At 65.4% G+C, this 12,823-nt stretch carries 15 protein-coding genes; 8 read left to right on the forward strand and 7 right to left on the reverse strand.

The features are described from left to right. Window positions 1-37: 37 nt before the first annotated feature. The 3 genes from EN861_RS10820 to EN861_RS10830 form a co-directional block, all read right to left on the reverse strand. The gene (locus EN861_RS10820) at window positions 38-811 is read right to left on the reverse strand and encodes a Bax inhibitor-1/YccA family protein (protein ID WP_135863444.1); all 774 of its coding nucleotides are present in this window, start codon (window positions 809-811) and stop codon (window positions 38-40) included. A gap of 230 nt (window positions 812-1,041) precedes the next feature. Next, entirely contained in the window at window positions 1,042-3,591 is a 2,550-nt protein-coding gene (locus EN861_RS10825) for an ABC transporter permease (RefSeq protein ID WP_135863446.1), read from the reverse strand. Beyond that, window positions 3,591-4,286: an ABC transporter ATP-binding protein gene (locus tag EN861_RS10830; RefSeq protein WP_135863448.1), complete on the reverse strand. Its 696-nt coding sequence runs from the start codon at window positions 4,284-4,286 to the stop codon at window positions 3,591-3,593. The genes EN861_RS10825 and EN861_RS10830 overlap by 1 nt, the downstream gene beginning before the upstream one ends. An 85-nt stretch (window positions 4,287-4,371) precedes the next feature. Between EN861_RS10830 and EN861_RS10835 the strand changes: the two genes are divergently transcribed. Together EN861_RS10835 and thpR are read left to right on the forward strand one after the other, a co-directional pair. Then, window positions 4,372-5,016, forward strand: coding sequence for an arylesterase (locus EN861_RS10835; protein ID WP_135863450.1), 645 nt, complete (start codon window positions 4,372-4,374; stop codon window positions 5,014-5,016). 128 nt (window positions 5,017-5,144) lie between these two features. Beyond that, entirely contained in the window at window positions 5,145-5,741 is a 597-nt protein-coding gene (gene thpR, locus EN861_RS10840; protein WP_135863452.1) for an RNA 2',3'-cyclic phosphodiesterase, read from the forward strand. Here thpR and EN861_RS10845 read toward each other — a convergent pair. Continuing rightward, window positions 5,645-6,163 (reverse strand): low molecular weight protein-tyrosine-phosphatase, encoded by a 519-nt coding sequence (locus tag EN861_RS10845; RefSeq protein ID WP_135863454.1) that lies wholly within the window; start codon window positions 6,161-6,163, stop codon window positions 5,645-5,647. The genes thpR and EN861_RS10845 overlap by 97 nt on opposite strands. A gap of 50 nt (window positions 6,164-6,213) precedes the next feature. Between EN861_RS10845 and EN861_RS10850 the strand changes: the two genes are divergently transcribed. The 3 genes from EN861_RS10850 (at window position 6,214) to EN861_RS10860 (ending at window position 7,786) form a co-directional block, all read left to right on the forward strand. Then, the gene (locus EN861_RS10850; protein ID WP_135863456.1) at window positions 6,214-6,510 is read left to right on the forward strand and encodes a 4a-hydroxytetrahydrobiopterin dehydratase; all 297 of its coding nucleotides are present in this window, start codon (window positions 6,214-6,216) and stop codon (window positions 6,508-6,510) included. 138 nt (window positions 6,511-6,648) lie between these two features. Next, window positions 6,649-7,011 (forward strand): YkvA family protein, encoded by a 363-nt coding sequence (locus EN861_RS10855; protein ID WP_127278702.1) that lies wholly within the window; start codon window positions 6,649-6,651, stop codon window positions 7,009-7,011. Window positions 7,012-7,282: 271 nt separating this feature from the next. Next, window positions 7,283-7,786, forward strand: a complete 504-nt coding sequence (locus tag EN861_RS10860) for an invasion associated locus B family protein (protein ID WP_127278701.1) — start codon at window positions 7,283-7,285, stop codon at window positions 7,784-7,786. A 53-nt stretch (window positions 7,787-7,839) separates the two neighbouring features. Here EN861_RS10860 and EN861_RS10865 read toward each other — a convergent pair whose 3' ends face one another. Both EN861_RS10865 and EN861_RS10870 read right to left on the reverse strand, forming a co-directional pair. Next, on the reverse strand, window positions 7,840-9,195 hold the full coding sequence (locus EN861_RS10865) for a chloride channel protein (protein WP_135863458.1): 1,356 nt from the start codon (window positions 9,193-9,195) through the stop codon (window positions 7,840-7,842). A 208-nt stretch (window positions 9,196-9,403) separates the two neighbouring features. After that, a complete protein-coding gene (locus EN861_RS10870; RefSeq protein ID WP_135863461.1) occupies window positions 9,404-9,703 on the reverse strand; it encodes a hypothetical protein in 300 nt (99 codons plus the stop codon). Between the two features lie 268 nt (window positions 9,704-9,971). Here EN861_RS10870 and rlmN point away from each other — a divergent pair, with 268 nt between their 5' ends. The 3 genes from rlmN to EN861_RS10885 are packed head-to-tail and all read left to right on the forward strand — an operon-like array spanning window position 9,972 to window position 12,129. Further along, window positions 9,972-11,207 carry a 23S rRNA (adenine(2503)-C(2))-methyltransferase RlmN gene (gene rlmN, locus EN861_RS10875; protein WP_135863463.1) on the forward strand — a complete coding sequence of 412 codons (1,236 nt, stop codon included), beginning with the start codon at window positions 9,972-9,974 and terminating at the stop codon, window positions 11,205-11,207. Continuing rightward, window positions 11,204-11,653 carry a hypothetical protein gene (locus tag EN861_RS10880; protein WP_135863465.1) on the forward strand — a complete coding sequence of 150 codons (450 nt, stop codon included), beginning with the start codon at window positions 11,204-11,206 and terminating at the stop codon, window positions 11,651-11,653. The genes rlmN and EN861_RS10880 overlap by 4 nt, the downstream gene beginning before the upstream one ends. Beyond that, window positions 11,650-12,129, forward strand: a complete 480-nt coding sequence (locus EN861_RS10885) for a hypothetical protein (protein ID WP_135863467.1) — start codon at window positions 11,650-11,652, stop codon at window positions 12,127-12,129. The genes EN861_RS10880 and EN861_RS10885 overlap by 4 nt, the downstream gene beginning before the upstream one ends. On the opposite strand, the gene EN861_RS10890 is transcribed toward EN861_RS10885, so the two are convergent. Next, window positions 12,101-12,742: a LysE family translocator gene (locus EN861_RS10890; protein ID WP_127280596.1), complete on the reverse strand. Its 642-nt coding sequence runs from the start codon at window positions 12,740-12,742 to the stop codon at window positions 12,101-12,103. The genes EN861_RS10885 and EN861_RS10890 overlap by 29 nt on opposite strands. Window positions 12,743-12,823 lie beyond the last annotated feature (81 nt).

Below are 12,823 nucleotides of genomic sequence, written 5' to 3' on the forward strand. Positions count from 1 at the left end.
TTGGGCCGCCCTTGCGAAAGTTGATGGTCCAATACCCTTAGCGGCGGTCGCCCATGAACTGGAGCAGGAACATGAACAGGTTGATGAAGTCGAGGTAGAGCGACAGCGCGCCCATGATCGCCTTGCGGCCGGCGACATCGGAAGCGTCACCCTCGAAATACATCTCCTTGATCTTCTGCGTGTCGTAGGCGGTGAGGCCGGCGAACACCAGCACGCCGATCGCCGAGACGGCGAAGGTGAGCGCCGACGACTGCAGGAAGATGTTGATCACCGAGGCGATGATGATGCCGAACACGCCCATGATCAAGAACGAGCCCATCGCCGACAGGTCGCGCTTGGTGGTGTAGCCGAACAGCGACAGCGCGCCGAAAGCGGCGGCGGTGGCGAAGAAGGTCTGCGAGATGCTTGCCGTGGTGTAGACCAGGAAGATCGAAGACAGCGACAGGCCGACCAGGCCGGCATAGACCCAGAAGGTCGTCTGCGCGGCGGCGACGCTCATCGACCGGATCCTGAACGACAGGAAGAACACGGCGGCCAGCGGGGCCAGCATGACAACCCAGCGCAGCGGCGAACCGAAGATCGCGTAGCCGAACGAGGTCAGCATCTCGCCGCTCGGCAGCGTCGCGACGGCCGAGGCCGGGTCGGTGGTGGTGGCCAGCGTGATCGTTCCGATGGCGGCAAGGCCGGTGATGAGCAGACCGAGCCCCATCAGATTGTAGACCTTGATCATATACGCGCGCAGACCCTGGTCGATGTCGGCACGGACGCCGGGCACCGCCGACGTCTGATAATTGCGAATGGGATCAGCCATTGGAAATCCTCTGTTGCTTCTGCCCCGTCCGGTGTCGGGCCTCTTGCGGACCCAGGCGCCGCTGGCGGGGCTCCAGCATGCCTGCGCGGAATATGATGGTTCTTGGCGTCAAGAACAAGTCCGTAACCTGTTGTAACGGTTCGTGACAGGCTAAAATGCCGCTTCGCCGGCCGTTTCGGACGGTATTCTTACCAAGATTTAACCCGGGGCAGGCGCGCCGGACCGGCGAATCAGAGGTTGCGCAGCACGGGCGCCGCCTTGTGGCCGAGCACCCGCCAGGTGCCGGCAAGGCCGATGCCGACCGTGATCACCAGCGAAAAGGCGATCGTGGCGACCGCGACCTCCGGCATGAAATGCGACGGCAAGGCCATGATGCGCGCGACGATGTACCAGGCGGCTGCACCGCCGGCGGCGAGCGCGAAGATGGCGGTGGCGAGCCCGATCAGCATGTATTCCAGCGAGAAGGCCGATATCAGCGTCGTGCGCGTCGCGCCGAGCGTTTTCAGCACCACTGCGTCGTGGATGCGCGCCCGGTTGCCGGCGGCAAGCGCGCCGGCAAGCACCAGAACCGAGGCGATCAGCGCCACGCCGGCCGCCGCCCGGATCGCCGTGCCGAGCTGGCCGACCAGCCGGTTGACGATGTCGAGCGCGTCCTTGACCCGCACCGTCGTCACGGCCGGAAAAGCGCGGGTGACGGCGTTGAGGACGCGCGCGTCATCGGCCGTCGACGCGCTCTTTTCTGTGAGCGTCGCTATCCAGCCATGTGGGGCGCCCGCGAATGTGTTGGGCGAAAACACCATGACGAAGTTGATGCCCATCGTCTCCCATTCGACCTGGCGGAAATTGGCGATCCGGGCCGTGACGTTGCGGCCAAGCACATTGACGGTGACGGTGTCGCCGAGCTTCAGCCCGATTTCCTTGCCTTCCTTGTCGGAAAACGAAACCAGCGGCTCGCCGGCATAATTGTCCGGCCACCATTTGCCCTCGGTCAGCGTCGTGTTTTCCGGCTGCCTGACGTCATAGGTCAAGCCGCGATCGCCCTTCAGCACCCAGGCGCCCTCGGCCGGCACCTTGACCTTGTCGACATCGACGCCGTTGAGCGCCATCACCCGGCCACGCAGCATCGGCACCCTGGCCAGCGCTCCCCGCGGCGCCTCCTTTGCGATCAACGCGGAGAAGGCATCGACCTCGCTGCCCTGGATGTCGACGAAGAAGAAGTTGGGCGCCCGCGCCGGCAGGTTGCCGGAGATCTGGCGCCTGAGATTCCCGTCGATCAGCGCCAGCGTCACCAGGAGTGTCAGTCCAAGCCCCAGCGACAGCACCACGGACGGCGTCAGCGCACCGGGCCGGTGGATGTTGCCGATGGCGAGCCTGAGCGCGACAAAGCGCACGCGCGGACTTTTCCTGGCCGCCCATTGCACCAGCGCGCCGACGAGACGCAGCACCAGGAAAGCAAAAATCGTGGCGCCGACGAAGATCGAGGCGATGCGCTGGTCGCCCGAAAACAGGATCGCCAGCGCCGCCAGGAAAAGCGCGATGCCGAGCGCGCAAACGACATAGACAGGGCGCGGCAGGCCACGGCCTTCCAGCCCCATCTCCCGGAACAGCGCGGTCGCCGGCACATCACGGGCGCGGCCGAGCGGCAACAGCGCGAAAGCGAGCGTCACCAGCAGGCCGAACAGGGCCGCCATGGCGAGTGCGCCGGGATAGAAGCCGCCTTGCGCCGGCACCGGAATGACGGACTGCAGGGCCGCACTTGCGGCAAAGGGCATCAGCGCGCCCAGCACCAGGCCGGCGCCGATGCCGATGAGGGCGATGATCAGGATCTGCACGAGGTAGACGGCAAAGACGAAGCCGCCGGACGCTCCCAGGCTCTTGAAAGTGGCGATGACGCCGCGCTTGCCGTCGAGATAGGCACGCACCGCGTTGGCGACGCCGACGCCGCCGACCACCAGCGCGGTGAGCCCGACCAGCGTCAGGAACTGCGAGAAGCGTTCGATGTTGGAAGACAACGCCGGGGCGGCATTGCCGCGCGTGCGGATCGACCAGCCGGCCTCCGGAAAATCCCTGGCCGCCTGGTCCTGGATGGCCTTGAGCCGCGCCTCGTCGGCATCGGCGGGCAGCCGGACCTTGTAGGCATTCTCGACCAGGCTGCCCGGCTGGATCAGCCCTGTGGCGGTCAGGCCCTCTGTCGAGATCATCAGCCTTGGCGCGAAGCCGAAGCCGTCGGAGACCGCGTCGGGCTCGGTCACCAGCCTGGCGCGCAGTTCGAAGATGGCGGTGCCGAGCTTCAGCCGGTCGCCGATCTTGAGATGCAGCCGTTCGAACAGAAGGTCGGGTGCCGCGGCGCCGAAAACGCCGAACTGCCCGCCGAACAGTTCCTGCTTCGTCAGCGCCGGTTCGGTTTCCAGCGCGCCATAGAGCGGATAGGCATCGTCGACCGCCTTGGCCTCGACCAGCGCCTGGTCGGATCCGTCGGCCAGGCGCGCCATCGAGCGCATGCCGGCGGTGTGCGAAACGACGCCCAGCCCGTCGAGAAAGCCAAGTTCGGCCTGGCTGGCGTCGCGCTGGTTGATCTGGAAGCGAAGGTCGCCGCCAAGCAGTGTCTGGCCCTGATCGGCGACACCGGCGGTGATGGAGCGGGCCACCGAATTGACGCCGCCGATGGCCGCGACGCCGAGTGCTATGCAGGCGAGGAAGATGAGAAACCCGGACAGGCCGCCGCGCATCTCGCGCAGCGAGAAACGGATGGCGAGCTTCAATGTCCGCGCCAGCGGCATCAGGCAATGACCTTGATCGGCGCCGGCGCTTCGATCCTGCCGGAGCGCATCGACACCTGGCGCGAACAGCGCGCCGCGAGCGCCGGATCATGGGTGACCAGCACCAGCGTCATGCCGCGCTCGGCCGCCTTGGCAAACAGCAGGTCGGCGACCTGCCGCCCCGTCGCCTGGTCGAGATTGCCGGTCGGCTCGTCGGCGATCAGGATGCGCGGCGACGGCGCCAGCGCCCGCGCGATCGCCACGCGCTGCTGCTCGCCACCGGAGAGCTCGCCGGGGTAGTGGGTGACGCGGTCGCTGAGGCCCACGGCCGCCAGTTCCCGCTCCGCCACCGAAAACGGATCCGCGTGGCCGGCCAATTCCAGCGGCACCGCGACATTTTCGAGCGCCGTCATGTTGGGGATGAGGTGGAAGGACTGGAACACGATGCCAATGTTTCGGCCACGAAACGAAGCGATTTGATCCTCGGTCTTGCCGTTGAGCAGCTCGCCCGCGATTCGTACCGTACCCGAATCGACCCGCTCCAGCCCTGCCAGCACCATCAGCAATGTGGACTTGCCGGACCCCGACGGGCCGACGATACCAGTCGCCTCGCCGCGCGCCACCTCGAGGCTGACGCCCTTCAGCACATGGACGGACGAAGCGCCTTCGCCGAGTGTCAGGGATACATCTTCCAGCGCGATGACGGCTTCTGTCAAAATGAAAGCGTCCTATATGGGGAGGGAGGCTCTGCCTGTCGCAAGCCATCGCCGGAAGAATTCTCTGTCATATGGGGCTTGCCGCATGTCTTTCAAACGCCGCTTTGCCGCAGGCCTGATCGTTTTCCTCGCCATTTGCGGCGCCATTTCGTCGGCGCGCGCCGAGCCATTCAAGATCGTCGGCTTCGGTGACAGCCTGATGGCGGGGTTCGGTCTTGGCCCGGGCCAGGGGTTTACAGACAAATTGCAGGCCGCCCTTCGCGCCAGGGGCCATGACGTCACCGTCGCCGATGCCGGCGTCTCCGGCGACACCTCCAGCGGCGGCCTGGCCCGGCTCGACTGGTCGGTGCCCGACGGCACGCAACTGGTGATCCTCGAACTCGGTGCCAACGACATGCTGCGCGGCGTTTCGCCCGACATCACCCGGAAGAACCTTGACGCCATGCTGGGCAAGCTCAAGGAGCGCAAGATCGCCGTGCTCCTGGCCGGCATGCGCGCCGCGCCCAATCTCGGCGCCGACTACCAGAACGCCTTCGACGCCATCTTTCCGGACCTGGCCGGCAAATACGCTGTGCCGCTCTACCCGTTCTTCCTCGAGGGCGTCGCCGGCCAGCCCACCCTGCAACTCGAGGATGGGCTGCATCCGAACGCCGGGGGTGTCGACCTGATGGTCGAGCGCATCCTGCCGACGGTCGAGAAGGCCATCGCCACGGCCCCGGGAGGGTCGTGAGGCCGCCAGGAATCACTTTCCGTTAGGGAAGTTTTTAGCAATGACTGTGACCAATAAACCTCTTGCTCGATCAGGCTATCGATGATTCGCTACAGGTGACAGTTCGATTCGAGGAAGGGAGGCTCTTCATGCCGCGTCTTTTCACCGCCCTCGAAATTCCGCGTGATGCTGCCCTTTCGCTGTCGCTGCTCCGGGGCGGCCTGCCCGGGGCCCGCTGGATCGACGTCGAAAACTACCATCTGACGCTGCGCTTCATCGGCGATGTCCAGGGCCATGTCGCCGACGAGATCGCCAATGCGCTCGACCGGGTGCACCGCCCGTCCTTCTCGCTGACGCTGTCGGGTGTCGGCGCTTTCGGCCAGAAGAAGCCGCACGCCGTGTGGGCCGGCGTCGCCCCATCACCGGATCTGAGCGCCCTGCAGGGCGAGATCGACCGCATCTGCCAGCGGCTCGGCTTGGCCGCCGATCCGCGCAAGTTCACGCCGCACATCACCCTGGCGAGGCTGCGCAATTCGAGCCCGCTCGACGTCGCCCAATATCTGTCGGCGCGCGGCAATTTCTCGACGCTGCCCTTCCGCATCGGCCGCTTCGTGCTGATGTCGTCGCGCGATTCGGTCGGCGGCGGCCCCTATATCGTCGAGGAAGCCTGGCCGCTGTCAGGCGTCGATACCCGCGCCGCCAGCCGTGTCGCCAGCGCCTCGGACGCCTCGCGGATCATGCGGTAGACCGAAGCAAACGCTTCCTGGTCCTCATAATAGGGATCGGGTACGTCGCGCGCCTGTCCATGCGCGAACTCCAGAAACAGGTGGACGCGGTCGCGCACCGCCGCCGGCGCCAGCGCCTTCAGATCGGCGACGTTGGACCGGTCCATGCCGAGGATCAGGTCGAAGCGGTGAAAATCCGCCGGTGTGATCCTGCGCGCCCGCTGCCCTGAAAGGTCGATGCCGTGGCTCGTCGCGACCGCGATCGAGCGCGGATCCGGGGCGGAGCCGACCTCCCAGCCGCTGGTGGCGGCCGAGTCGAGCACCATATCCCCGCCGTATCCGCGCTCCGCCAGCACGGCGCGAAGGACGCCTTCGGCCAGAGGCGACCGGCAGATGTTGCCGAGGCAGACGAAAAGAATGGAATTTATGGGCTTCGCGATCATGGATCCGGCGCTATGGTGGCGACTTCGTCGCAATAGCACGGGAAGCGGACATGACGAGAGAGAAACTGGGCAGGGAAGCCGCCGAAGCAGCGCTGGCAGGACTTGACGGCTGGGCGCTGGCACTGGACGGCGCCTCGATCGGCCGCACCTTTACCTTCAATAATTTCTCCGAGGCCTTCGCCTTCATGACCCGCGTCGCGCTCGCCGCCGAGAAGATGGACCATCATCCCGACTGGTCGAATGTCTACAAGACGGTCGACGTGACCTTGAACACGCATGACGCCGGCGGCGTGACGGCGCTCGATATCGAGCTGGCCAAGAAGATGAACCGCTATTTCGGCGGCTGAACACCGGCTGTCCATGCTCTGGGCCGGGCGCGGACCCGCCAAATCGGCACCGGCATCTTGCAGCCGGGTCCGGCTTTCACCACATTTTGATCCGCGAGCATGCGCCAGTCCGCGCATGGGACCCGCAAGGAGAGATTGATGGCGCAACAACCCGGTTTTGACTTTTTCGGCTTTGGCGACAGGCTGGGCGGCGAGGGCGAAGTGCGCGAAAAGTTCTGGCGCACGGCCAAGAAGGCCGCGCGGCAGATACCGTTCATGGAAGACGTCGTCGCCGCCTATTACTGCGCCATGGACAAGAACACGCCGCTGCGCGCCAAGGGCATATTGGTGGCCGCGCTCGGCTATTTCGTCCTGCCGGTCGACCTCATCCCCGACTTCATCTTCGGTCTCGGCTTCACCGATGACATCGCCGTGCTGACCGCCGCGATCACCGCCGTCAGCGCCCATATCACGCCCGCGCACCGGCAGGCCGCCAAGGACGCCATCGCCGACAAGGGCTGAAGTCCCGCCGCGTCGGCCCGGCTTCTGGATCGGGCGTTCAGCGGCGCGTCAAAAGTCAAACTCTTGCCGTTTTCGTGGCCTCCAAGTCACCAAAGGGACGCCGTGCCGGCCGCTGACAAGGCGGCGGCGCGGAAATGGCGGCGGTTTCCTGGGGTGAGGGTCCTTTTCTCTTGGGAACTTCACCGTTTGGTAACCCAGATTAAATCAAAATGAACCGACGGCAGGACGCCATGCGGCCCGCCTCCGCACCATTTGGAATACGGGAAAAACGATGCGCGGATTGATTGCACTAGTTTCGAGCCTGGTCCTGGCCGCCTCGGCAGCGCCGGCGCTGGCGCAGCAGGCGACCAAGATCGGCCAGCACAATGCCTGGGGCACCTACAGTTACCAGGCGTCGGGCGGCAAGGTCTGCTACGTGCTGACCGTGCCGACCGACAAGCAGCCGCCGACGCTCGACCATGGCGACATGTTCTTCTTCGTCAGCCAGCGGCCCGGCCAGCAGGTATCCTATGAGCCGCAGTTCATCGCCGGCTACAATTTCCAGGAAGGCTCCAAGGCCACCGTCACCATCGACAAGAAGACCTTCTCGATGTTCACGCGCGGAAAATCGGCCTGGGTCGAGAACGCCGCCGAGGAGCCGGTGCTGATCGCGGCGATGAAGACCGGCACCGACATGAAGGTGTCGGCGAAATCGGGCCGCGGCAATCCCACGAACTATGTCTTCTCGCTGAAGGGTATTTCGGCGGCGCTGTCCTCGATCGCCAAGTGCAAATAGGCTTCTTCGTTTTTGAACCAAGGCCGGGCCGCAACGCCCGGCTTTTTGCTTTTTCAGCCCAGGCCTGATTCCGGTGCGGCCCCCGCCCGCCGCCGCCGGATTGCCTCGGCGATGAAGACCCGCGACAGCGCGTGATAGAGCGGCTCGTGCGAAATCAGGCGCGCCGTGCCGTAGCCCAGCATCGAGGCCAGCATCAGGCCGATGACATTGTCGTGATTGCCGGTCATTTCGAGGATGATGACGAAGGCCGTCATCGGCGCCTGCACGACCCCGGCGAAATAGCCGGCCATGCCGAGCAGCGCCGCGACGCCGGCGCTGCCGCCGAACACCAGGCCGAGCGAACTGCCGATGCCGGCGCCGACCGCCAGCGAGGGCGCGAAGATACCGCCAGGAATTCCTGAAATCATCGATAGCAGGCCGGCTGCGAATTTCTCGGCAAAGAAGAACCAGGGCAGCGGCGTGCCTTCGACGGCGCTGCGCGCCTGCACGTAGCCGGTGCCGAAGGTCAGCCCGCCCGAGACGATGCCGATCACCGCCACGGCCAGCCCGCAGACGGCCGCCACCAGCAGCGCGCGCCACAGCGGCTGCAGCGCGTTCCAGCGCCGGATGCGCCGCGTCGCCTTCAGCGCCAGCAACGAGAACAGGGCGCCAAAGCCGCCGCCGATGACGCCGCAGACGATCACCAGCGGCCAGTCGGCGGCAAACGAGATCGTGTCCTTGGACACGCCGAAATAGGTGTAGTTGCCGAGCACGCCAAGCGAGGCGAGGCCGGCCAGGATGACCGCCGTCAGCACCAGCCCGTTGGTGCGCGCCTCATAGGTGCGGCCCATCTCCTCGATGGCGAAGACGATGCCGGCAAGCGGCGTGTTGAACGCGGCGGCGATGCCGGCGGCCGATCCGGCCAGGATCAGGCCGCGCGCCTGCGCCATGCCGCCCCAGCGTGCCGCCTGCAGCATCAGCGACGCGCCGACCTGCACGGTCGGCCCTTCGCGGCCGATGGAAGCGCCGCAGAACAGGCCGACAAGCGTGAGGGCTATCTTGCCCGCCACCAGCCGCAGCGACAGGATATGGCTGCGGTCGTCATCGTCGCGCAGATGCCGGGCGGCGATCGCCTGCGGAATGCCGCTGCCTTGCGAGCCCGGAAAGAAGAAGTGCGCCAGCCATGCGCACAGGACAAAGCCGAGCGGCGTGATCGCCAGCGGCAGATACGAACGCCAGCCGCCATCATTGCCGATCACCACATGGAACAGCGCCTGTGCCTTGTCGGCCAGCGCGGCAAACAACACGCTGATCAGGCCGATCGAGATCGCACCCGCCCAGAACACCAGGCGCGGCTGCCAGACACGCCGCGATGCCCACATGGCGCGCGAACGCCGCAGCATGGGATGTCTTCGCGATTGGCCGGCCATGTCTGTCCTCGTGGGGAAACCCCAGCCGTAACACAGGCACGATGCCAATCAAGCAATAGTCTGATGATCGGACCGGGACCAAAGGGCCGCGATGTTGGGCGTCCGCTCGCGGGCATGGTCAACAAAGCGCATAAGCCCCCGTTCCATCGAAGTGAGAACTGCCCGTCCCGCCGGCCTCCAAGCCGGCGGGCAAGCGCTCGCGAGATCGTCACATGGCCATCTTTTCACATTCGGCCTGGGCCTTCTTGGTCGACGTATCGATCATGTAGGCCTTACCCTTGGCGTCGGTCATCATCATCATGCAGTGCTTGATGGGCTTGGCCATTTTCATCATGTCGGCGCTCATCTTCGCGTCCGGCATCATGGTGCCCATGTGCCCGTCCGGCATGATCGCCGTCACCTGGCCACCTTTCATCATGGTCATGGTGCCCATCGTATCCTCGGCAAACGCCTGCGAGGCGCAAAGAGCGGCGACGCCGGCAATGACGGCGAGTTTGATCGATTTCATTCTGCATACTCCCATTGTGCGGGGGCACAGTTGCCCCATTTCAGGGTTCGCCGATGGCTCGCCAGCCGTTACGCCGACACGAATATGTGATCGATCGCGCGCCGGCAAACAGCACCAGGCAGGCGCGGCTTGTCCACCGCCACCCGGCGGCGGGACAGGCCGCCCGATCGCCCGCGGCATGACTCTGCCGCCAAGCTGTGCTATGCGCCGCGCTTGACATCGGGCCGATGGATGAAATCGGCCGTAAACCGCTTATATCAGTGGAACCATGACCCTTTCACTCGACCTTACCGCCGAAGGCGCCCGCGACGCCTTGCGCGCCCGCCCCGTGCAGACAGAAAAGCCCTCGCTGATTGGCCTGACACGAGCCGAACTCGGCGAGGCTCTCGTCGCTTCAGGCATCGTGCCGGAGCGTCAGGCAAAAATGCGCGCCCAGCAGCTCTGGCACTGGATGTATGTGCGCGGCGTTTCAGACTTTGCCGGCATGTTCAACATCTCCAAGGACCTGCGCGCCGAGCTCGACAGGCATTTCACCGTCGCCCGGCCAGAAATCGTCGAGGAGCAGATTTCCGCCGACGGCACCAGAAAGTGGCTGTTCCGCTTCCCGCCGCGCGGCGCCGGGCGGCCGGTCGAGATCGAAACCGTCTATATCCCCGAGGAAGGCCGAGGCACGCTCTGCATCTCCTCGCAGGTCGGCTGTACCTTGACCTGCTCGTTCTGCCACACCGGCACGCAGAAGCTGGTGCGCAACCTGACCACGGAAGAAATCCTGGCGCAGTTGCTCACCGCGCGCGATCGGCTCGGCGACTTCCCCGACCGCGACACGCCAGACGGCGCCATCGTGCCGGCCGAGGGCCGCAAGGTCTCCAACATCGTCATGATGGGCATGGGCGAACCGCTCTACAATTTCGAGGCGGTGAAGAAGGCGCTGCTGATCGCCTCCGACGGCGACGGCCTGTCCCTGTCGAAGCGCCGCATCACGCTGTCGACCTCCGGCGTCGTGCCCGAGATTTTCCGCACCGGCGAGGAGATCGGCGTCATGCTGGCGATCTCGCTGCATGCCACCAATGACGATCTGCGCGACTTGCTGGTGCCGATCAACAAGAAGTATCCGCTGAAGGAGCTGATCGCCGCCTGCCGCGCCTATCCCGGCCTCTCCAATGCCAGGCGCATCACTTTCGAATATGTGATGCTGAAGGACGTCAACGATTCCATCGAGGACGCCAAGGGCCTGATCAAGCTGCTCAAGGGCATTCCGGCCAAGATCAACCTGATCCCCTTCAACCCGTGGCCGGGCACCAATTACCAGTGCTCGGACTGGGAGACGATCGAGAAATTCGCCGACTACATCAACAATGCCGGCTATGCCTCGCCGATCCGCACGCCGCGCGGCCGCGACATCCTGGCCGCCTGCGGCCAGCTGAAATCGGAATCGGAGCGCATGCGCAAGGTCGACCGGCTGGCGCTGGAGGCCATGATGATCGCGGGGCACGGCGAGGTGTGAGCCGTCTCGTCGCCGGCCTCACGCGCCTCGCCATAATAGCAGTCGGCTACGTCGCCGCCGTGCTGACCTCTATCCTGGTGCCTGTGCTGCTGATCGTTCTTCTGGCCGGGATCGAGGACGGCAACTGGTCGATCATTTTCACATTCGACTGGCTGGCCTCCTTCCCGCTCGCCGTGCTGACCGTGGCGATCTGCGCGCTGCTGATCGTCGGTCCCGCGATCTTCCTCGCCGAACGGCTGGCGCTGCGAGGATGGTTCTACTTCGCCGTCACGGGTGCGGTCACGTCGATCGCCTTCGGTGTTTTTGTCCCTGGCTCGGCAGGAGGCTTCGTTTTCAACCCGGGCTTCCTCGGTTTTCTGGCCGCGGCCGGTGTTGCCGCCGGCTGGGTCTACTGGCTTCTGGCTGGACACAAGTCCGGGCATCTCACGGGACGCGACCCCCCATGACCCGTCTCGTCGCCTATATCGTGCGCTTCGCCGTCATCCTGTTCGGCTACGCCGTCGCCGCGCTGGCGGCGAGCGCCTTCCTCAACGTCCTGTTCCTGGCCTCGCTCGGCTACGCGCCGGCGCAAGCCCATCCGGCGGCGACGGCATCGCTCTATTTTTCCATTCCTTTCGTCGCCCTGTTCGTCGCTTATTTTGGCTTCATGCCGGCCGCCGTCGTCATCCTGATTGCCGAAATCCTGGGCCGGCGCGACTGGCTGTTCTACGCGCTGGCGGGCGCGCTGGTGGCGGGGGTTTTCCTCGGCCTCGTCGACAATGTCCGCGAATCCGCTTTCGCGGTCACCGAGACCAGCGCCATCATGGCCGTCATTGGCGGCGGCATGGTCGGCGGCATCTTCTACTGGCTCAGCGCCGGGCGCTGGGCGGGAAGCTGGTGGGTCGAGAAAGCCCCTACTTCGCCTGGGCAGTCAGGATCTTGAGCGCGAAGGCCGAGAACACGCCGGCGAAGAGATAGTCGACCACCCGCGTCACGCGCGGGCTGGCCTTCATCGCCGCCGAGAATTTTTCCGCCGCCAGCACCATCGGCACCGTCACCGGGATCGACAGCACGATGAACATGGCGCCGAGGAAGAACAGCTTCCCGGGCGCGTTCGGATCGTGCGCGGAGACGAATTGCGGCAGGAAGGTCATGAAGAACAGAATGACCTTCGGGTTGAGCAGGTTGACGCCGATCCCCGCCGCCCAGCTGCGCAGCAGCGAAATCCGCGGGCCTGTCTTCTTCTCCGGCGAGAAGGCCGAGCCCTTGGCGATCGCCTGCCAGGCCAGGAAGACGAGATAGCCGGCGCCAAAGATCTTCAGCACGAAGAAAGCCATCGGCGAGGCGACGATCAGCGCCGAGACGCCGACCACCACCAGCGTGGTGTGGATCAGCGTGCCGCACAACGCGCCGGCCATCGAGGCAAAGCCGGTGGCGCGGCCCTGGCTCAGCGTGCGCGAGACGAACAGCGTCATGTCGGGGCCCGGCGTGATCGCCAGGATCACGGTGGCGATCGCGAACTGGATCAGCGTGGTCGTATCGGGAATGAAGGACATGCAAGGCCTCGGGAAGGTCCCGAGCCTATACAAGATACGCCGCGCCGACGCCAGATGCGCAGGCGGGAGTATCCTCCCGCG

The organism is Mesorhizobium sp. M8A.F.Ca.ET.218.01.1.1, assembly GCF_004791165.1.
Lineage (GTDB): Bacteria > Pseudomonadota > Alphaproteobacteria > Rhizobiales > Rhizobiaceae > Mesorhizobium.